Raw genomic sequence first — 20029 nt, forward strand, 5'->3', positions numbered from 1 at the left:
GGCATGACTAGATCGCCGGATGGACGGGTGTCGTCCACCGGAGGTGAAGATGGATTGCAGCGCTCACGGCGCAGCGCGGAGTACCGAAGGTGCCTCGCGGATCGCTCCTCGCGCCTCAGCCGGAGGGGCGACGGAGGGATGGAAGGTTCCGAGTTGGAACCTTGGGTTGATCGAGGATCTATCTCAGACGAGACAGTTCATCGGCGACGGCGAGGAACGTATCCGCTGGGAGTGATCTCGTCAGGGTCGATCCCGAGAGCCCTCGGGTCTTCGTTCTGCTCCAGGTTGTTCTCGAACCACTGACGACGCTGCTCGTCGGAGTGCTTCGACTCGCTCCGCTCTCGACTGGCGACGGCGAAGCAATGAGGACAGCCGTCCTTTGGATAGACATTGCCGTGATCGACACAGAGAGCGATCTCGGGCACCGTCGTCTCCTCCGTTGCCTCGACCTTGTTGACAGCGGCTACCCGAGGAGAGATCCCCGAAGGGGTCTCGGTGTTCTGAGCCTCCTTGTCACCGTCGTCCCAGAAGGAGGGAGCCTTGCCGATGTCAGGGTGAGCCGTGTTGGTAGGAGACACATAGGAGTCTTCAGATTCCTCCTTTGGAGTACATGCTTCGCCGACCATGTACTCCTTTGGAGTACATGCTTCGTGGGGGGTCTCGCCGACCACGTACTCCTTTGGAGTACATGCCCCCTCGCTCGGCGCCTCGGAAACGAGGGTCGCGAGGAGATCGAGATCGGCGACATAGGCCGTGGCCGCGTCGAATCGCCGTTGCTCGACCATCAGCCCCGACTCCAGCGCAGCACTGCGCCAGGCGTAGTAGCCCTTCCTCGATTTGATGCCGAGATCGGCCATGTTCGTCTCGACGCTGCCGTACAGCACTCCACCTCGACTCGCGATGAGATTGAGGAAGCCCTTGACTCGGTAGTCCAACCCGCGGGCGTCGCGGGTCATGTGCGCAAGTCGCTCGTCCATCAGCGACCAGCTCTCAGCGCGGTCGAGAGGTCGATCCACTCGTCTACAACGGCGTCCGGTGTCTTGCGGAGCCTGCCGCCGATCAGGACGGCAGCGTCCAGCCGCTCCAGAGCATCGAGCCACGGCACAGCCGGGTCGCCCGCGACATTGGCAGCGTGCTCCAACGCGACCTGGTACATGATCGCCGCGACATCGGGCGCTCCAGCCGGACGTCCGCTCGGCTTCTTCCGCCTACGGCTCATGCAGCCTCCTCAGTCGATCGCCCCTCTGGCCGCCACGGATTCCCCGGCACGTAGACCGGCAGGCCGTCACACTCGGCCTGTCGAGCAAGCCTCACGAGCTCGTAGCCACGAAGTGCTCTCTCTTGGCCGGTGCGTCCGTTGACCGCGACGTAGATCCAGCGGCCAGCGTCGGACTTCTTGCGGTCCAACACCCGCCAGTGGCCGATACTCGCGCCGACGAGACCGTGCGCGATGGCCTCATGAGCATCCACAGCCCTGTGTTGCATGTTGCCCAGGTCGGGCTGCTCCTGCCGGCTCATCGGCTACCCCGCAGGCGCGCACGAGCCCGGACCTCGGACAGCTTGAAGAACACGCGACCGGGGATGATCTCGCGGTGCCGCTGGAGATAATCGTCGCCATGCAGGCTCAGATAGTTCCGTAGCGTCTGCGGTCCCATTCCCATCTCCTCGCTTGCTTCTCTCCAGTCGAGGTAGGTATCGGCTCCAATCTGTAGGGCCATCTCGGTGGCTCCTTTCAATGATTTGTTATGAACGGGTCATCCCACGTTGGGGCAAGAAGAAGTGCCCTCGCGGTCGGGACAGTGAGGAAGAGCCGACCGCGAGGGAATACATGCGCGCAGGCCAAGGAAGGAGGGGATCCCAGACTGCGCGATGCTCAGATCGGGAGGGATCCAAGGAAACTCAGGGAAGTGGACCCAAGTCCCCCGGCTCAACCTCATACCGATCTGCATAGCGAGGACGATCACCTCATCCTCTATCTATGCAGACGGTCCTCCTACGGCTTGAAACAGCATTAAGCGGACCACGAGGCAATGGCGCGATCCCGATACCGCTTCCGCCGTCGCTCATTGCGACGGAGCCGAACGCCCACAGCCCGCTTGGCCTTCTCGACAGCCTCACGCTCGGCAATCGCTTCTCTGGCCTTGCTCACGCGCTCCTGATGAGCAGCCAGGTCCGTCTCCGTCTCGAAGGGCCTCATGGGCTCGGGTCTCCCGATGACGCTGTAGGGCACGCCGTATCCGACGTGGCCGCAACTGACGGTGCGTCCAGCGGTGAGGTTGTCTGCGCGAATGACCTTCTCTGCGCCGCAGTCGCAGAGACAGAGGTATTGCGCCTTCGACCCCGGAGCGTTCTCGACCCGCTCAACAACGGTCAGGTGTCGGAATACCTGACCGGCGAGATCCTGGCGCCAGAGGTTCCTCGACGTCAGTGGAGTCTTGCTACTGGCTGAATCGGGCATGGGAGATTCCTCCTTCATCTCGGGAATATTGCGCGAGACGAAGTGGCCGTCCCCACCTGCTTCCGTTCGGTCGAGGCTCGTTGCCGGAGCCGTTGTCGCTCTGGTGGGCACCATTATGGATTATGCGAGGTACAGAACCGGCAGATCAGTCCGACACCTGCCGGCCAGAACATCAGTCTGGACCATCTCAGACAGGTTCTCGCCGACGCTCTCCCGAGAACGCGAGGACGGCGCTCTGTGCGCCTCCGCAGCGCGGACTCGACTGCCTCTTGCACTCCGAGTGCCGCCCTGGCCGTGGTCCGCATTCACGCGCTCTACGGCGCTGCCTCATCACTACCTACACATAGATGGGCATTCGAATCTCCCTGTTTCCCCGCCGAAGTGGCTGAAGGTGCAGTAGAAATCCGGTCATGGGCCTGTTCAGGAAGACGATGAGCCTCAGCACGATGGGCGTGGTCAACTGGCGCAACGACAGTGAGCGACAGGCAGCAGCCGAGCGCTCCAAGTCGAAGGCGTACCGCGACCGCACCCAGACCTTGCTGGAGCAGGCGCAGGCTGACCGCGACGCAGCGCTACGGATCGCCAACCAGCAGGCTCAGGCTGCCGCACCTGTCTCCGCTGGTCCCCCTCCCGGCTGGTACGACGATCCTGACGGCGATGCCGGGAAGCGCTGGTGGGATGGCTCAGCGTGGACTGAGCACAGAAACTCGTAGGTCAGCAGTCGTTGTTCTTCCAACGACCCGATACCTTGACCCATGGCTCCCGCCGCTGGTTCAGATCGGGGTCGGAGAACGTGTAGGTCACCCGGGCGCGCGTGCCTCGGACCTTGGCGCGGTAGGTCTCGATGTGGAGGTTGCCGTAGATGATCGCAGCGAGGTCGGAGGAGTCGTTGAACGGACCGCGAGGAATCACGGCGCGACAACGAGGGGTAAGCATCCGGTACGCCTTGGTTCCGTTGCCGTTGAGGTACGCCCGCGAGTAGTCCGTGACAGCCTCGCGCAGCGCCGCCTTGGATGACGGCGCGCCTGCCTGCGCGACGCTCGACATCGACGGGACCAGGGCAAGGGCAGCGACACCCGCCACTCCGACGCGGAGAACCTTCGCAATCATGCCGGCCATCCTGCCCGACGCTGATTGTCGTTGCGCAGAGGGGCGCCAGCCCAGTCAACTGATCGGCCAGATCACCTTCTCCTCGATCGCGAGCCCCTTTCCTCGCCGGACCACGGCAGGCCCGAGGCATGACAGCAGCAAGTGCGATCGCTCGGCATCGTCGGCGGCCTGCCAGGCCTCCCCGTAGGTCCGTCCCGTCGGAGCGGTCGTCGTCGTTCGCTCGACGGGCATGTCCTCAGCCTCCCGGAGGGCACGCTTGGCGTCTCTCAGGTCGCGGAGGACGCCTTCCTCCTCGTCGTCTGACAGCTCGCCTAGGAAGGCGATCTGCGCAGCCTCTAGCCGCACCTGGGCGAGCGCGATCGCTTCCGTCCTCGCCGTGGGATCGTCCACGACCACCTCCACGATCTCCGGCTCGTCGGACCAGTTGCCCAGGAACGCCTGCTCTAAGTGAGCGTCTGCTCGAACAGCAACGACGGTCGGAGACGTATCCCCCGGCTCGTGCTTCACCCGGCGGCACACGTAGGTGCTGTACTCCGGCTTGCGATTGCTCTTGGCGTAGTAGAGCCGATCCCCGCAGACCTCACAGCGCAGAGCAGCGCCATATCCCCTCGCCTTGCTCCACGCCTTCGTCTCCGGCTTGTCGAGATAGTCCCGGAGCCGTCGCCATTCCACCAAGGTCAACAGAGCAGCGTCGGGGTCGATCTTCGGCACCCCGCCGACCATGACGACACCATCGCCATTCGGGATCATGCCCGCGAGTCGGGGGTTCCTGAGGAGCTTGTGCATCCCGGTCTTGGACAGCCCGAGCGCCTTTCGAGCGCTGTCCTGCGACTCCCCCGCCATCACTGCCGCAATGGCGTCACGCAGGAGCTTCGCCGGAGGCTCCCCGCCGTCCTCCGGATCCCGCCAGTCTGGCCGGATCACCAGCCCGCGCCCCTTCGGGTTCTCCGCCGACAGGAAGCCGTACGGCGCCCCGCCGACGATGTGCCTGCCCTCTTCGCGAGCGGCACTGATCGACTCCCTCCGCCGCTCCGCGATGAGAGCTCGCTCGAACTCTGCGACCGCCGCGAGGATGGTCAGCAGCAGACGGCCCGTCGATCCTGTGGTGTCGATGTCATTTCCGACGAAGACGATGCTCGCCCCCGCCTTCTCGATGTGCTCGACCGTTGCCAGGAGGTCAGACGCGCTGCGGGCGGCACGGTCGATCTTCGACACGTACACGACATCGCCCTTGCTCACGTCCTCCCACAGGCGACCGCCATCGGGACGTTCGCGCATCGGAATCGCACCTGACCGCGACTCATCGACGTACCACTCGATCTTCTCGGGGTCGCCGCCCTTCGACATCACCGAACCAGTGATCTGGCTCTTCTGCTTCTGGATCGACCCCGACACCTTCGTGTCGAGGCTGATCCGGGCATACCCTCTGTCAGCCACGCTCGGATCCTTTCATATATCGAGTTATCTCCAAGACCTTCAAGGGGATGACCGACCAGATGCTGGCCTGGCAGACCGAGCGCTTCCGCGGGCTCCAGGTGGACGACGACGGCTGGGTCGTCACGGTGCGTCCCGAGCAGGTCGTCGAGATCGCCTTCGACGGCCTGCAGCGCTCCACCCGCTACCCCGGCGGCCTGGCCCTGCGCTTCGCCCGGGTGGTGCGCTACCGCGACGACAAGGCCGCGGACGAGGCGGACACGATCGAGACGGTACGCTCGCTGCTGCCCTGAGAGCCCGTCGCGGTCTCGATCTCGTCACAGCTGTTGCAACAGCGAGTTGCACATCTCGTACACTCACCCCATGGCGACGAACGCACCAGCCACCGACGGGCGCCGCAGGGCGGCGGCCGCGCGCCGCAAGGCGCGCCAGGCGGAGATCATCACCGCGACCCGGGAGATCTTCGACTCCAAGGGGGTGCGCGACGTCCAGATCGAGGAGATCGCGAGCGCGGTCGGGATCAACCGGGCGATCGTCTACCGGCATTTCACCGGCAAGGAGGAGCTGTTCGCGCTGACCCTCGTCGGCTACCTCGAGGAGCTGCACGACGCCATGGCCGCGGCTGCCGCGAGCGGGAGCGACCCGGGCGACCAGCTGGAGCGGATCGTGGGCTCGTTCGTCGACTACGGCGTCGCGCACCCGGCGTTCGTCGACTGCGCCCAGGCCCTCATGGTCCGGCCGGGCGACGAGCTGCTCGACGAGATCGCGGAGGGCCCGCTGTTCCGGCTCGGGCGCGGCATCACGTCCTGCCTGACCGTCCTGTCCGACACCCTCACCCACGGCGTCGAGGAGGGGGCCTTCGATCTCAGTGACGACCCGGTGCTGCTGGCCAACGCTCTCTACGCCAGCGGCCTCGGCGCGCTGCAGCTGGCCCGGCTCGGCATCCTCGTCAGCGAGGCGGCGCCGGGCATCCCGACGGTCGGGCAGATCTCGGCCGAGCAGGTCCGCTCGTACCTCGTGCGCTCGGCGCTCGCGCTCGTCACCCCCTGACGGCGGTACGCCGAACGGCCCGTCCCCCGCAGAGGGACGGGCCGTTCGGCGTAGCGGAGGTCAGCGCTCCATGATGGCGACGACGCCCTGGCCGCCGGCCGCGCAGACCGAGATCAGCGCCCGGCCGCCGCCGTTGGCCTGGAGCAGCTTGGCGGTGTTGGCGACGATCCGGCCGCCGGTCGCGGCGAACGGGTGCCCCGCGGCGAGCGAGGAGCCCTTGACGTTGAGCTTGGCGCGGTCGATCGATCCGAGCGGCGCGTCGAGGCCGAGGCGCTCCTTGCTGAAGACCGGGCTCTCCCACGCGGCGAGCGTGGAGAGGACCTGCGAGGCGAAGGCCTCGTGGATCTCGTAGAAGTCGAAGTCCTGCAGGGTCAGTCCGTTGCGGGCAAGCAGCCGCGGCACGGCGTACGCCGGAGCCATGAGCAGCCCCTCGGCGCCGTTGACGAAGTCGACGGCGGCGACCTCGGAGTCGACGAAGTAGGCGAGGACCTCGAGGCCGTGGGCCTCGGCCCACTCCTCCGAGCCGAGCAGCACGGCGGAGGCGCCGTCGGTCAGGGGCGTCGAGTTGGCGGCGGTCATGGTGGCCGCCTCGCCCTTGCCGAAGACCGGCTTGAGCTTGGCGAGCTTCTCCAGCGAGGAGTCTGCACGCAGGTTGTTGTCGCGCTCCAGGCCGCGGAAGGGGGTGATCAGGTCGTCCTGCCAGCCCTCGTCGTACGACGCCGCGAGGTGGTGGTGCGAGGCGACGGCCAGCTCGTCCTGGGCCTCGCGGGTGATCTGCCACTCCAGCGCGGTGAGCGCCTGGTGCTCGCCCATGGAGAGCTTGGTGCGCGGCTCGCCGTTGGAGGGGATCGCGAGGCCGATGTCGCCGGGGCGGAGGGTCGCGAGGATCGCGAGGCGGTCCTTGGTGGAGCGCGCGTTGTTGAGCTGGATCAGCTTCTTGCGCAGCTTCTCGGAGATCGCGACGGGAGCGTCGGAGGTGGTGTCGACGCCTCCGCCGATGCCGGAGTCGAGCTGACCGAGCTTGATCTTGTTGGCGATGTAGTTGATCGCCTGGAGACCGGTGCCGCAGGCCTGCTGCAGGTCGACGGCCGGCGTCTCCGGCGCGAGCCGGGTGCTGAGCACGGACTCGCGGACCAGGTTGAAGTCCCGGCTGTGCTTGAGGACGGCGCCGCCGGCGACCTCGCCCAGACGCTCGCCCTCCAGCCCGAAGCGGGCCACGAGGCCGTCGAGTGCGGCGGTCAGCATCTCCTGGTTGGAGGCGGTGGCGTACGCGCCGTTGGAGCGGGCGAACGGAATGCGGTTACCGCCGAGTACGGCGGCGCGGCGAACGGTCTCGGTCATGAATCAATCCTCACTCAGCCACCCCCACGGGAGAACCCTTTGAGGGCGAGATCACGAAATGTGGACTCAGAGTTACACATCTAGTTACATAGTGCACATGACTGACAAGTACCAGGGCTTCGTGAGCTCCCCGATCGGCCGGCTCCTCGTCAAGAACCTCGGACTGCCGAACCCGACCAAGCTGGACCGCTACACCGCCGGCTCCCCGCTGGTCGACGGCACCGTGCTGGTCGGCGGTCGCGGCCGGCTGGTCGAGTCGCTGCCCGGCCTGCTCGACGTCCTCGGCATCGCCTCGGCGAGCGCCCAGGCGGACGGCGAGAGGTACAAGGGCCTGGTCTTCGACGCCACCGGCCTGACGTCGGTCGAGGAGCTCGTCGAGCTCCAGGCCTTCTTCACCCCGCTCCTGCGCAGCCTGAAGAGCTGCGCCCGCGTCGTCGTCCTCGGTACGCCGCCGGGGTCGGCCGCGGGCAGCGAGCGGATCGCCCAGCGCGCGCTCGAGGGCTTCACCCGCAGCCTCGGCAAGGAGATCGGCAAGGGCGGCACCGTCCAGCTGGTCTACGTCGCGGAGGGCTACGAGGACTCGGTGCTGTCCACCCTCGGCTTCCTGCTCAGCCCCAAGTCGGCGTACGTCTCGGGTCAGGTGGTCCGCATCGGCGTCCACGACGAGCAGCACGGCTCGGCGCTCGCCGACTGGACCGCTCCCCTGGCCGGCAAGGTCGCCTTCGTGACCGGCGCGAGTCGCGGCATCGGCGAGGAGATCGCCCGCGTGCTGCACCGCGACGGCGCGAAGATCGTCGGCCTCGACGTGCCGCAGGCCGCCGACGAGCTGGTCACGGTCATGAAGGAGCTCGACGGCGACTGGCTGACCCTCGACATCACCGCGGCCGACGCACCGCAGCGGATCGCCCACCATCTGAAGGAGAAGCACGGCGGCGTCGACATCGTCGTGCACAACGCCGGGGTCACGCTCGACAAGAAGCTCGCCAACCAGACACCGGAGCGCTTCGGCAAGGTGCTGCAGATCAACCTCGAGGCGCCGGAGCGGATCACCGCCGAGCTGCTCGAGCAGAAGGTCGTCAACGCCAACGGCCGGATCATCGGCGTCGCCTCGATCGCCGGCATCGCGGGCAACCTGGGCCAGACCAGCTACGCCGCCTCGAAGGCCGGCGTCATCGGCTTCGTGGACTCGCTGGCCGAGAAGCTCGAACACGGCATCACGATCAACGCCGTCGCGCCGGGCTTCATCATCACCCAGATGACCGCCGCCGTGCCGTTCGCGACCCGCGAGGTCGGCCAGCGTCTCAACGCGATGTCCCAGGGCGGCCTGCCGGTCGACGTCGCCGAGACCATCGCCTGGTACGCCTCGCCCGCCTCGACCGCCGTCAACGGCAACGTGGTGCGGGTCTGCGGCCAGATGATGCTGGGTGCCTGATCATGGGTGGCATGGCGCTCCCCGTGATGCTGAAGGCCGCGCTGCCCGCGGTCCCCGGCGTGAACCAGCTGCCGGGCATCAAGAAGACCGGCGGCGCGCTGCCGGGCCTCACGCTGTCGCGCGACGACGTGCTCGTGGAGCGCTCGGCCGTGGAGCGGTACGCCGCCGTGTGCGGCTTCCCCCGGCGCGACGTCGCGCCGGTGCCCTACCTGCACATGCTGGCCTTCCCACTGCACCTGCAGCTGATGACCGACGCGGCGTTCCCGTTCCCGGCGATCGGCTCGGTGCACCTGGAGAACACGATCGTCCAGCACCGTCCCGTCGCCATCGGCGAGACCGTCTCGCTCGCCCTCACCGCCGACAACCTGCGCGCCAGCACCAAGGGCCGCGCCTGGGACATGAACGTCACCGGCACCGTGGGCGAGGAGGTCGTGTGGGAGTCCGTGTCGACGTACCTGCGGGTCGGCAAGGGCGACAAGGAGGGCGGCGACCCCGGGATGGCGCTGGGCACGATCGATGCCAAGGGGCCGGTGTGGAGCCTGCCCGGCGACCTCGGTCGCCGCTACGGCGCGGTGTCCGGCGACCGGAACCCGATCCACCTCTATCCGCTGACGGCCAAGGCCCTGGGCTTCCCGCGCCACATCGCCCACGGCATGTGGAGCAAGGCGCGCTGCATCGCGGCGCTGGAGAACCGGCTGCCCGACGCCGTCAAGGTCGAGGTCGCGTTCAAGAAGCCGATCTTCCTGCCCGGAAAGGCGCAGTTCGGCGCGGAGGCCGGCGCCACCGGCTGGGACTTCACGCTGGTGAACCCGAAGACCGGTGCCCCCCACCTGCTGGGCCGCACGACCGCGCTCTGATCCGTCGGGCCCGTCTCACCCGGCATTCCTGCTGTGTTCGCGGTCGGAAGACGACCCGGATGCCGGGTGAGACCATCCATCAGCGGCTCGGGCGGATCAGCCCCTCCTGGGCGACGGTCGCGACCAGGGTCCCGTCCTGGGTGAAGATCCGGCCCAGGGCGAGTCCCCGTCCGCCACTGGCCGACGGGGACCACTGGTCGTAGAGCCACCATTCGTCGGCCCGGAAGGGCCGGTGGAACCAGATCGTGTGGTCGAGCGAGGCCATCTGCACCTTGTGGGGACCGTGCTCGGGGTGCGCGGCCAGCGTCGCGCCGAGCAGGGAGACGTCGCTGGCGTAGGTGAAGGTGGCCAGGTGCTCGATCGGGTCGTCGCTCAGCCGGCCGTCGACCCGGATCCAGACCTGGGTCTGGGCCGGATGCAGGGGGTCCGGCTCCATGCCGTGGGCCGAGCTGCCGAGCCAGCGTACGTCGAGCGCGGCCCACTCCTTGCTCAACCCGTCGTCGGTGCCGCGGTCGGCCATCAGCGCCATCAGGTCCAGGCCCTCCTCGGGCGCCTTGACCGGGGGCATCACGTCCTGGTGCTCGAGACCCTCCTCGGCACGCTGGAAGTTGAGCGACTGGTAGTAGATCGGGCGGCCGTGCTGGCGCGCGAGCACCCGGCGGGTGGCGAAGGACCTGCCGTCGCGGATCCGCTCGACGTCGTAGATGATCGGCACCGTGTAGTCGCCGGGCAGCAGGAAGTAGGAGTGCAGCGAGTGCACCTGCATGCCCTCGTCGACGGTCCGGGTCGCGGCGATCAGGGCCTGGGCGGCGACCTGGCCGCCATAGACCCGCTGCCGGATCGTCTCGGGCTGCTGGCCGCGGAACAGGTCGGTGTCGAGCTGTTCGAGGTCGAGCAGCGAGACCAGCTTGCGGGTCGCCTCACCCATCACCCGGTCGTTCATGACGCGCCTCCGGTCTCGTCGGGCCCCTCGAGGCCGGCCAGGAACTGCTCGAACTGCCGGCCGATCTCCTCGCCGGTGGGCAGCGGCTCGTCCTCGGCGAGCAGGCTGCTGCCCTCCTCCTCGGCGCGTGCGAAGGTGTCGTACTGCTGCTCCAGCGCGGTCACGACGTCCTGCACCTCGCTGTTGGCCGACAGGTAGCGACCGATCTCCTCCTCGCGCTCGTCGGCCGCGGTGCGCAGCTCGCCGAGGTCGACGGTGAGCCGGGCCGCCAGCTCGACCTGCTCGAGCAGGGACACCGAGGCGCGCGGGTAGTCGAGCTGGGCGAGGTAGTGCGGCACGTGCGCGACGAAGCCCTGGGCGTCGTGACCCCACTCGCCGAGGCGGACCTCCAGCAGCGCCTGCGCACTGCTCGGCACCCGCAGCTCGCCGCGCCACGGACTGGTGCCGGTGAGCAGGTCGGGGTTGTTGGCGTGGTGGGTGATCGCGATCGGGCGGGTGTGCGGCACCGCCATGGGCACCGAGCCCATCGACACGACCAATGCGACGTCGAGGCGCTCGATGACCTCGCGCACGCCGCGACAGAACGCCTCCCAGCGGATGTCGGGCTCGGGCCCGTGCAGGAGGAGGTACGGCGTCCCGCCGGCGTCGCGCAGCATCCGGACCACGAGCCGCGGGGCCTCGTAGCCCTCGTAGTGGTCGCGGGCGAAGGTCAGCGGCGGGCGGCGTGCACGGTAGTCGTGCAGCTGGTCCACGTCGAAGGTCGCGACCACGACACCGCCGCCGTCGGCCGAGAAGGCGCCCGCGCGGACCAGGTGCCGACAGGCGAGGGCACCGGCGCTGCCGGCGTCGAGGAAGCCCTCGAGCGCCACCACCAGGGCGAGGTTCTCCACGCCCTCCAGCTCGGGCACCTCGTCGACGATGTGGACGAGCCGGGGCGATGAGGTCACACCGAAAGCCTATTCCCCCGTCCGCGGCGGCTGCAGGCGGCTGTGGCTGCGACCGTAGACGGCGTAGACCACGACGCCGATCGCCATCCAGACCAGGAACCGGATCCAGGTGTCGCCGGTGAGGTTGAGCATGAGGTAGAAGCACATCAGCGTCGACACCGCCGCGACGAGCGGCGCGAGCGGGGTGCGGAAGCCGCGCGGCAGGTCGGGTCGGGTCCGCCGCAGCACGACGACCCCGATGCTGACCAGCATGAACGCGAACAGGGTGCCGATGTTGACCAGGTGGGCCAGCGTGCTCAGGTCGACCAGACCGGCGAGCGCGGCGACGGCGACGCCGGTCAGGATCGTGATCCGGTACGGCGTCCCCCAGGTCGGGTGCACCTTGGCCAGTGAGCGCGGGAGCAGGCCGTCGCGCGCCATCGCGAAGCCGACCCGGGACTGACCGAGCATGAGGATCATGGCGACCACGACCAGGCCGATGCAGGCGCCGACGGAGATCAGGTCGGGCATCCAGTCGACGCCCGATGCCTGGAAGGCGTCGGCGAGCGGCGCCGCGCTGTCGGGGTCGATGTCCTGGTAGCTGCGCAGCCCGGTGACGACCAGGCTGACCGCGGCGTAGAGGACGGTGACGATGGCCAGCGAGCCGAGGATGCCGATGGGGACGTCGCGCTGCGGGTTCTTCGTCTCCTCAGCGGTCGTGGCCACGATGTCGAAGCCGATGAAGGCGAAGAACACGATCGCCGCGCCGGAGATCACGCCGGCGATGCCGAAGACCGCGGGCTCGAGGCCGAGCAGGCTGGTGATCAGTGGGACGTCGGCGAAGCCGCCACCGGACTCCGGGGCGGGCTGGGCGTCGGGGATGAACGGCGTCCAGTTGCTGACGTCGATGTGCGCGATGCCGACGACGATCACCGCCGCGACGACGACCAGCTTGAGGGCGACGACGAACTGGTTGAAGCGGCTGGAGAACTTCGTGCCGCGGATCAGCAGGAAGGTGACCAGCAGCGCGATCACCACGGCCGGGAGGTCGACGACGCCGGTGGCCGCGGAGCTGATCTGTGCCGGCAGGGTGACGCCGACGATGTCGAGCACCTCCTGCAGATAGGCGGAGAAGCCGGTCGAGAGCGCCGCGGCGCCGACGGTGAACTCGAGCACGAGGTCCCAGCCGATGATCCAGGCGATCAGCTCGCCCAGAGTCGCGTAGCTGAAGGTGTAGGCGCTGCCGGCCACCGGCACGGTCGAGGCGAGCTCGGCGTAGCAGAGCGCGGCGAGCCCGCACGCGACGGCCGCGATCACGAAGCTGAGGGCGAGCGCCGGGCCCGCATTGCTGGCCGCCACGGTGCCGGTGAGCACGAAGATGCCCGCGCCGATGATGACGCCGACGCCGAACACGGTGAGATCGAGCGCCGACAGGTCCTTGCGCAGGCGATGGTCGGGCTCGTCGGTGTCGGCGATCGACTGTTCGACCGTCTTGATCCGGAACAGGCTCATGGATCTCCTAACCCGAGTAGGTGCGTTCCATCAGTCCTACACCTCGTTGGGCCAGCTGGGCAGGAGTCACGCCGAGGACGTCCGGGACGACCTGGCTCTGGTCGGCCCCGTCGGCGAGGCGGTCGAGCAGCACGAAGAGCATCGGCGCGCCGTAGGTCGCGGCGATGTACTCGCACACCCACCAGGACACGGCGTACCAGGCCTCGGCGTCCGCGCCCCCGAACTGGGCCGCACCCGGCAGCGCGCGAGCCGTCGCGGCGATGTCGAGGGCCCGGGCCGGGAGCCGGCGCCGGGTGGGCGACATCGGCCGGACGGAGACGTACTCCGCGATGCCCTCGCTCAGCCACAGTGGGGCGCCGCGCCCGCGGGCGCCCAGGGTCGCGTGGGTGAGCTCGTGGCGCACCAGCCGGCCCAGGACGCCGGCCTGCTGGTCGAGGACCCGTGGGTTGAGGAAGATCCGGTACGACGCCACGCCCTGGCGTGCATCCGTCCCGTCGACGGGCACCGCGATGGTCAGCCCGTCCGCGCGGTCGGGGTCGCCGACGGTCTGGTCGGCGAGGCCCCGCAGGAAGGTGGGGTCACGCAGCGCGTAGACGACCACGCCGGTGGCGACGCCGCTGGTGCTGCCGATCACGCTCCGGACGTCGTAGCGGCCGTTTCCGGCGGCGTCGAGCACCGCCGGGGCGTGCCGCACCGTCGTGTCGTCGAAGACGCCCAGGACGCCGACCGCCTGCTCGACCCGGATCGGTCCGAGGTCCCACGGCTGCGCGTTGCCCGGGTGGGCGGTCTCCCAGGCGTGGTCGGTGGTCGAGGTGATGACCAGCCGCCGGCCGTCGGGCGAGGGCGTGAACAGGAACCGGTCGCGGGTGCGGGCCGGCGTGGCGTCGTAGCCGTCGAGGCCGAGCACGAGCACCACCTCGACCCAGTAGTCGTCGCCGCCCTCGACCGGGGTGATCGTGTCGGCGGCGACCTCGTAGCGCAGCTCCCCGACGGGCAGTTGGGCGAGGTTGTCGAAGTAGGTCTGCTGCTCGGCGATCAGGCCGGGGTCCGCGGCGTCCAGGCTGCGGCGGAACCGGGCGACGTCGTGGGTGCGCAGGCCACGCGCCCGCCTGTCGAGCGTGCGCTGCATGAGGGCGCTGACCTCGTCGTACCCGGTGCCGGAGGAGGCCGGCGGTGGCGGGTCGTCGGAGCAGCCGGTGAGCGGCAGCAGGAGCAGCGCCAGCGCAGGGACGAGCGTCCTAGCGCGGGCCGTCGACATCGAGGAGCGCCCGTCCTTCCGGGGCGGACTCCGCGGCGATGTCGTGGACGATCTCCAGGGCGATCGTCGCCGGGGCCAGCCCGATCCGCTCCAGGATCGCGGCCCGCTTGGCGTGGTCGAGGAACTCCTGCGGGATGCCGTGGATCCGCACCGGCGTGCGGACGCCGGCGGCCGCCAGGGTCTGCAGCAGCACCGCGCCGACGCCGCCGACCACCCCGTTGTCCTCGATCGTGACGACCCGGCGGTGGGTGCGGGCGAGCTCGACGAGCGCGGGGTCGACCGGCTTGACCCAGCGCGGGTCGACGACGGTGACGCCGATGCCCTGGGCGACGAGCCGCCGGGCGACGTCGACGGCGACCGGGGCCATCGAGCCCACGGACACGACGAGCACGTCGCGCGCGCCCTCGCGGACCAGGACGTCGCACCCGCCGGCCCGGTCGACGGCCGGGACGTCCTCAGGGGGCGGTCCCTTCGGGAACCGGACGACGGTGGGAGCGTCGGCGACCTCGACCGCCTCGTCGAGGAGCTCGCGCATCCGGGTGACGTCGCGCGGCGCCGCCAGACGCAGGCCGGGGACGACCTGCAGCAGCGACATGTCCCACATGCCGTTGTGGCTGGCGCCGTCGTCGCCGGTCACGCCGGAGCGGTCGAGCACGAAGGTCACGCCGCACCTGTGCAGCGCGACGTCCATCAGGACCTGGTCGAAGGCCCGGTTGAGGAACGTGGCGTAGACGGCGAAGACCGGGTGCAGCCCGCCCATGGCGAGGCCCGCGGCGGAGGTCGCGGCGTGCTGCTCGGCGATGCCGACGTCGAAGGTCCGCTCGGGGAACCGGGCCTGGAACTTGTCGAGGCCGACCGGGTGCATCATCGCGGCGGTGATGCCCACGACGTCGGGACGCCGCTCGCCGATCCGCACGATGTGGTCGGCGAAGTGGTCGGTCCAGATCGGCCCCTTGGGCTTCTCCGCCCCGGTCTGCACGTCGAACGGGCCGGGAGCGTGGAACTGGTCGGCCTCGTGCCGCTCCGCAGGGTCGTAGCCGAAGCCCTTGCGGGTGATGGCATGCACGATGACCGGCCCGCCGAAGCGCTTCGCCTGGCTCAGCGCCTGCTCCATGGCCGCGCGGTCGTGACCGTCCACCGGGCCGACGTACTTGAGCCCGAGGTCCTCGAAGAGACCCTGCGGCGCGAGCGCGTCCTTGAGGCCCTTCTTCATCGCGTGCAACGCGTCGTAGGCCGCGGCGCCGACGCCCGGCACCGCGTTGAGCCGGCGCTTGACGATGTCGAGCACGGTCTCGTAGCGCGGGTTGGTGCGCAGGCTGGTCAGCGCGGTCGCGAGCCCCCCGATGGTGGGGGTGTAGGAGCGGCCGTTGTCGTTGACGACGATCACGAGCCGCGAGTCGTGCTGGATGGCGATGTTGTTGAGCGCCTCCCAGGCCATGCCGCCGGTGAGCGCACCATCGCCGATCACGGCCACGGTGTGCCGGTCCTCGCCGCGGATCCGGAACGCCTTGGCGATGCCGTCGGCGTAGCTGAGCGCGGTGGAGGCGTGGGAGTTCTCGACCAGGTCGTGCTCGGACTCCGCCTGGCTGGGGTAGCCGCTGAGCCCGCCCTCGCGCCGCAGCGTGCCGAAGTCGGCGGCCCGACCGGTGACGAGCTTGTGGACGTAGGACTGGTGCCCCGTGTCGAAGACGATCTTGTCGCGCGGCGAGTCGAACACGCGGTGGATCGCGAGGGTCAACTCGACCACACCGAGGTTGGGCCCGAGGTGGCCGGTGTTGGTCGCGACGGTGCGGATCAGGACGTCCCGGATCTCGGCCGCCAGCTGGGTCAGCTCGTCCTCGGACAGGCCCCGCAGGTCGCGCGGTCCGGTGATGGTGTCGAGCACAGGCATAGCGGCGAGTCTACGGCGTCAGCCCTGGTAGACGGCGATCGCGGACTCGTGCAGGCTGCCCAGCCAGACCCGCCCCTCGTGCTCCCGCACCCCGGTGACCATGTGGTACGCCGCGCCGTGCTCGGCCGGGCTGATGTCGAGGTCGTGGACCAGGGTGCCGCGCTCGTCGTACGCGACGACCCGCACGGTCTGCCGGGGCTGGGGCTGCAGGGCGTCCGGCAGCCTCGTGGCCAGCTTGCGCAGGGCCATCGGACCCCGCTGCAGGCGCTCGACGAGCGGGTCGGTCGGGCTGGCGATGGTGATCCAGATCAACCCGTCGGAGCCGCGCGCGATGTTGTCGGGATAGCCCGGCAGGTCGCTGCACAGCCGGTCGCGCATGCCCTTGCTCGGCCCGCTGATCCAGTGCCGCACGACGGTGCGGGCCCCCGTCTCGGCCACGCACACGAAGTCGCCGGCGGCCGACAGTGCGACGCCGTTGGCGAACGCCAGCCCGTCGAGGACGACGGCGACGGTGCCGTCGGGGTCGCGGCGCAGCAGCCGGCCGGTGCGGGTGTTGCGGACGAAGTCGTCCTTCCAGCGGTCGATCCCGAACCTGGTCGACGAGTCCGACCACCAGATGGTGCCGTCCTCGGCGAGCGCGGCGTTGTTGCAGAACACCATCGGCCGACCGTCGACCTCGGCGGTGATCACCTCGACGCCGCCCGCCGCGGGATCGACCCACAGCAGCCCGCGCCGGGCGTCGCACACCAGCAACCGGCCGTCCGGCGCGAACTCGATCCCCAGCGGGCGGCCGCCGGTGTGGGCGACCCGGTCGATGCGCTCCCCGCCGGGAGCGACCCGGAAGATCGCACCGTCGTCGGTGCCGGTGTAGACGCTGCCCCGGTCGGGCCCGGAGGTCGCCACGACGACGTCCTCCGCGCCGTGGCCGGGAACGGGGATCACGGTGAGAGAGGTCACGCTGTCGACCCTAGACCCCGCCGGCGCGCGGGTCAGGCGCTGGTGCCCGACGGCGGCAGGTCGTCGGGGTCGACGCCGCCGTGGCACGACGCGAACGGCTCGGGCGCGGTGTCGCCGGCGCCGTACTCGGCCACGAACAGCGCGATCCGCGGGTCGTCCGGTCCGGTCAGCGCCAACTGGCGGCCCCAGACGGTGATCACGACCGGCGCCTCCTGGTCGGGATAGGGCGACAGGATCCCGTTGACCGGCAACTGGTCCGCGAGCCGCTGCACGCCCGCTGCGTCGACCTCGTCGTCGCGGTAGGTCAGCCAGACCGTGCCGTGCTCGAGGTCGTGCACGACGTTGACCTCCGGCACCGGCTCGTCGTAGACGCCGCACTCGAGCCAGTACGGCGCGTGGTCGCCGCCGACCGGCGGGGACTGCGGGTAGTCGTGCTCCGCGCCGACCGGGAGATGCTGCATGGTCAGTCCGGCGTACTCCTCGACGGCGTCGAGGTTGCTCGTGTCGGGCGTCGCGCCGCCGGATGCCGAGCGGCCGGAGTCGCCGGCGTCGCCGGCGTCCTCGTCATCACCGGAGAGCAGGACCGGCACCAGGACCGCGGCGCCGATCACCACGACCGCGGCGAGGATCGCGAGCACGATCGGCAGCGGCGAGCGCGATCGCCGGGGCGGGGGTGGCGCGAACCCGGGCGGGGGGAAGGCGGGCGGCGGCCCGTACGGCGGCGGAGGCGCACCCTGCGGCGGCCCGGGCGGCGGCCCGGGCGGCGTCCCGTAGGGCGGGGGCGGTGGATACGGCGGCTGACTCACTGCTCCAGCGCCCGCTCGACCCGCTCCACCTTGGCGGTGAGCTCGCCGGAGAAGCCGGGCCGGATGTCGGCCTTGAGCACCAGCCCGACGCGAGGCGAGGATGCGGCCACGACGTCGACCGCCTGCTTCACGACCGCCATCACCTCGTCCCACTCCCCCTCGATCGTCGTGAACATCGGTATCCGAACTGAGGTAAGCGCTGCGGCTGTCATTGGCCGAGGAGCCTGTTCACTCGATCCACCTTGGCAGCAAGTTGCCCGGTGTACCCGGGGCGAATGTCTGCCTTTAGAACAAGGCTCACACGGGGCGACACCATCACGACTGCCGCAGTCGCCTGCTTGACGACCTCCATGACTTCGTCCCATTCACCCTCGATGGTCGTGAACATCGACGTGAGTTCCCACGGCAGGCCCGAGTCCCGCACGACTTCCACGGCCCTGGCGACGGCTTCCGCAACCGACCCGTCATCGTCTCCGCCAGCAGGCGCGACACTGAAGGCAACCAACATGGCGTCAACCTACCGGCGAGGTTCTCGACTGTAGCCGTGGACCACCGCTGTCTCATGTAGGCGCCGCAGCCTCACGGGCCGATTGGCATCGCGACGTCCTCCGCGACTGCCGGACCTATGACGCGTCGACCGTGCCAGGATCGTCCGCGTCCTCGCCCTCTTCGTCTTCGTCGTCGTCGAAGGCCATCGAAAGCGACAGCGCAGAGAAGTCGAGAACCTCGAGCGCTTCACGTGCACACTCCGCACACTGATCTGCCGACGCACCTAGCATCATCGCGCGGGCCACTTCCGTGGAGCGTTCGAAGTTGAAGTCATCTTGGTCGGTGTCCGGATAGCTCCACCGGTTCTCCCACCTGACCTCGATCATGTCTGGGTCATCATGATCCTCAGAGGCGTATGGCTTGGCCTCCACGCCGAGCGAGCTCATGCCTGAGAGGATTTGAACAATCTCTGTTGGTGGGATTCCGGATGTGCGACGCAGCAGATCAAGGCTGACGTGCACGTTCTCTGGGAGTTTGGAGTTGCAGCCTTCGGCAAAGACCTCGAACAACAGGAGCCGTTCCTGGACGGTCATGCGCAAGGCCGCCTGAAAGAACGCAGCCGCGGTGTGGCGTGCCCACTCCTCTGCGACTGTGCCCTCGACGTCCAACATCTCGTAGACGCGCACAGGCTCTGGGGGAAAGAACCTTGTCGGACGGCGCGGCCCTAGCTTTTCGAGGATCAGTTGTGCCAGAACCTCCGGCGTCACGGCTTGGAGATCGATGTAACCAATGGTCTTCCTGATCCCAGGGATCTCCGTCGCATCGAACCGCGCGGGAAGGATGTACTCACCCTTCTCGTCGATCGCACGGGCCTGAGCACTGCGGCGCTCATGGGTTGTCCACATCTTTTCCGCGTACTCCGCGGAGGCGAAGACGACGCAGTACTGCGCCGCCCGCTGATAGACGTAGTCGAGGTGCTCGTACAGGTCCTTACCCCAGAGGTTGACCTGTTCGTACGTGTCGTAGAAGACCCGAACTCCTGCGTCACGAAGTGCCTTTGCGACGCTCTCGACGTATGGCCTCTGCTCCCCTGCGAACGAAAGCGCGACCTCGAACTCAAACTGCGCGTCCATGCGCCGACACTAAGGCCGTGGAGTCGTCTTAGTGACGGGTTCATGGAAGCTCGTACGCCTTTCGATTACACGTGCCGGGCCTGTCCCGGCCATCGCTCCCTCACCGGCCTCGACCGCGAAGCCTGCCACCCGACGGGCGGAGACTTCACGATTGTCTCGAAGTAGCTACCCCACTACCGACCTGCGAGCACGTGACCTGCAGTCACGCCACTCACCCTGCGGACATCGGTGAACATCGACGTCGTCTCGTGGGGCAGCCCGGACGCGCGGACCACGCGGACCGCGGCGGCGACCGCCTCGGACACCCCGCCGGTGTCGTCGGAGGCCGAGGGGCTGATGCTGAACGCGACGAGCATGCGCCCACCGTAGCCAGGGGCCTTCCGGAGAAGCACGACGGCCCGCCGCTCCGTTTCCGGGAGCGGCGGGCCGTCG

General features: G+C 69.0%; 21 protein-coding genes and 1 pseudogene. 5 read left to right on the plus strand and 17 right to left on the minus strand.

Features of this window, described 5'->3' with window-relative positions; translation table 11 throughout:
• Nucleotides 1-197: 197 nt before the first annotated feature.
• Genes QJ852_15315 through QJ852_15325 form a run of 3 tightly spaced genes read right to left on the minus strand, consistent with a single transcriptional unit; the run spans nt 198 to nt 1518 of the window.
• Nucleotides 198-977, minus strand: coding sequence for a hypothetical protein (locus QJ852_15315; GenBank protein WGX94522.1), 780 nt, complete (start codon nt 975-977; stop codon nt 198-200).
• Complete coding sequence (locus QJ852_15320) at nt 977-1219, minus strand: hypothetical protein (GenBank protein ID WGX94523.1); 243 nt, start codon at nt 1217-1219, stop codon at nt 977-979. The genes QJ852_15315 and QJ852_15320 overlap by 1 nt, the downstream gene beginning before the upstream one ends.
• Nucleotides 1216-1518, minus strand: coding sequence for a hypothetical protein (locus QJ852_15325; GenBank protein ID WGX94524.1), 303 nt, complete (start codon nt 1516-1518; stop codon nt 1216-1218). The genes QJ852_15320 and QJ852_15325 overlap by 4 nt, the downstream gene beginning before the upstream one ends.
• 1350 nt (nt 1519-2868) lie before the next feature.
• On the opposite strand from QJ852_15325, the gene QJ852_15330 reads away from it, so the two are divergent.
• The gene (locus tag QJ852_15330) at nt 2869-3171 is read left to right on the plus strand and encodes a DUF2510 domain-containing protein (GenBank protein ID WGX94525.1); all 303 of its coding nucleotides are present in this window, start codon (nt 2869-2871) and stop codon (nt 3169-3171) included.
• A gap of 1 nt (nt 3172) precedes the next feature.
• Here the strand turns inward: QJ852_15330 and QJ852_15335 are convergent, their stop codons facing one another.
• Together QJ852_15335 and QJ852_15340 are read right to left on the minus strand one after the other, a co-directional pair.
• Nucleotides 3173-3577 (minus strand): hypothetical protein, encoded by a 405-nt coding sequence (locus QJ852_15335; protein ID WGX94526.1) that lies wholly within the window; start codon nt 3575-3577, stop codon nt 3173-3175.
• A gap of 45 nt (nt 3578-3622) precedes the next feature.
• On the minus strand, nt 3623-5005 hold the full coding sequence (locus tag QJ852_15340) for a recombinase family protein (protein WGX94527.1): 1383 nt from the start codon (nt 5003-5005) through the stop codon (nt 3623-3625).
• A gap of 26 nt (nt 5006-5031) precedes the next feature.
• Here QJ852_15340 and QJ852_15345 point away from each other — a divergent pair, with 26 nt between their 5' ends.
• Both QJ852_15345 and QJ852_15350 read left to right on the plus strand, forming a co-directional pair.
• Nucleotides 5032-5295: a hypothetical protein gene (locus QJ852_15345; protein WGX99468.1), complete on the plus strand. Its 264-nt coding sequence runs from the start codon at nt 5032-5034 to the stop codon at nt 5293-5295.
• Nucleotides 5296-5365: 70 nt separating this feature from the next.
• Nucleotides 5366-6052 (plus strand): TetR/AcrR family transcriptional regulator, encoded by a 687-nt coding sequence (locus QJ852_15350; GenBank protein WGX94528.1) that lies wholly within the window; start codon nt 5366-5368, stop codon nt 6050-6052.
• Nucleotides 6053-6112: 60 nt separating this feature from the next.
• Here the strand turns inward: QJ852_15350 and QJ852_15355 are convergent, their stop codons facing one another.
• Nucleotides 6113-7393, minus strand: coding sequence for an acetyl-CoA C-acetyltransferase (locus QJ852_15355; GenBank protein WGX94529.1), 1281 nt, complete (start codon nt 7391-7393; stop codon nt 6113-6115).
• Between the two features lie 97 nt (nt 7394-7490).
• Between QJ852_15355 and QJ852_15360 the strand changes: the two genes are divergently transcribed.
• A complete protein-coding gene (locus QJ852_15360; GenBank protein WGX94530.1) occupies nt 7491-8825 on the plus strand; it encodes a 3-oxoacyl-ACP reductase in 1335 nt (444 codons plus the stop codon).
• Nucleotides 8826-8836: 11 nt separating this feature from the next.
• On the plus strand, nt 8837-9682 hold the full coding sequence (locus tag QJ852_15365) for a MaoC/PaaZ C-terminal domain-containing protein (GenBank protein ID WGX94531.1): 846 nt from the start codon (nt 8837-8839) through the stop codon (nt 9680-9682).
• A gap of 79 nt (nt 9683-9761) precedes the next feature.
• Here QJ852_15365 and QJ852_15370 read toward each other — a convergent pair whose 3' ends face one another.
• The 11 genes and pseudogenes from QJ852_15370 to QJ852_15420 form a co-directional block, all read right to left on the minus strand.
• Nucleotides 9762-10625 (minus strand): acyl-CoA thioesterase II, encoded by an 864-nt coding sequence (locus QJ852_15370; protein ID WGX94532.1) that lies wholly within the window; start codon nt 10623-10625, stop codon nt 9762-9764.
• Nucleotides 10622-11572 (minus strand): PAC2 family protein, encoded by a 951-nt coding sequence (locus QJ852_15375; protein ID WGX94533.1) that lies wholly within the window; start codon nt 11570-11572, stop codon nt 10622-10624. Before QJ852_15375 ends, QJ852_15370 begins: the two co-directional genes overlap by 4 nt.
• A 9-nt stretch (nt 11573-11581) precedes the next feature.
• Entirely contained in the window at nt 11582-13063 is a 1482-nt protein-coding gene (locus QJ852_15380) for an amino acid permease (GenBank protein WGX94534.1), read from the minus strand.
• A 7-nt stretch (nt 13064-13070) separates the two neighbouring features.
• Nucleotides 13071-14321, minus strand: coding sequence for a hypothetical protein (locus tag QJ852_15385; protein WGX94535.1), 1251 nt, complete (start codon nt 14319-14321; stop codon nt 13071-13073).
• Nucleotides 14302-16212, minus strand: coding sequence for a 1-deoxy-D-xylulose-5-phosphate synthase (gene dxs, locus QJ852_15390; GenBank protein ID WGX94536.1), 1911 nt, complete (start codon nt 16210-16212; stop codon nt 14302-14304). The genes QJ852_15385 and dxs overlap by 20 nt, the downstream gene beginning before the upstream one ends.
• A gap of 18 nt (nt 16213-16230) precedes the next feature.
• Nucleotides 16231-17169, minus strand: a complete 939-nt coding sequence (locus QJ852_15395; protein WGX94537.1) for an SMP-30/gluconolactonase/LRE family protein — start codon at nt 17167-17169, stop codon at nt 16231-16233.
• 32 nt (nt 17170-17201) lie between these two features.
• Nucleotides 17202-17807: a DUF3105 domain-containing protein gene (locus QJ852_15400; GenBank protein WGX94538.1), complete on the minus strand. Its 606-nt coding sequence runs from the start codon at nt 17805-17807 to the stop codon at nt 17202-17204.
• 164 nt (nt 17808-17971) lie between these two features.
• The gene (locus QJ852_15405; GenBank protein WGX94539.1) at nt 17972-18151 is read right to left on the minus strand and encodes a thiamine-binding protein; all 180 of its coding nucleotides are present in this window, start codon (nt 18149-18151) and stop codon (nt 17972-17974) included.
• Nucleotides 18152-18183: 32 nt separating this feature from the next.
• Nucleotides 18184-18483 (minus strand): MTH1187 family thiamine-binding protein, encoded by a 300-nt coding sequence (locus QJ852_15410; protein ID WGX94540.1) that lies wholly within the window; start codon nt 18481-18483, stop codon nt 18184-18186.
• Between the two features lie 115 nt (nt 18484-18598).
• A complete protein-coding gene (locus tag QJ852_15415) occupies nt 18599-19597 on the minus strand; it encodes a TIR domain-containing protein (GenBank protein ID WGX94541.1) in 999 nt (332 codons plus the stop codon).
• Between the two features lie 221 nt (nt 19598-19818).
• A pseudogene (locus QJ852_15420) lies at nt 19819-19953 on the minus strand (thiamine-binding protein).
• Nucleotides 19954-20029: the final 76 nt, after the last annotated feature.

Origin of the sequence: Nocardioides sp. L-11A (genome assembly GCA_029961745.1) — a bacterium.
In the GTDB taxonomy this organism is placed as follows: Bacteria; Actinomycetota; Actinomycetes; order Propionibacteriales; family Nocardioidaceae; genus Nocardioides.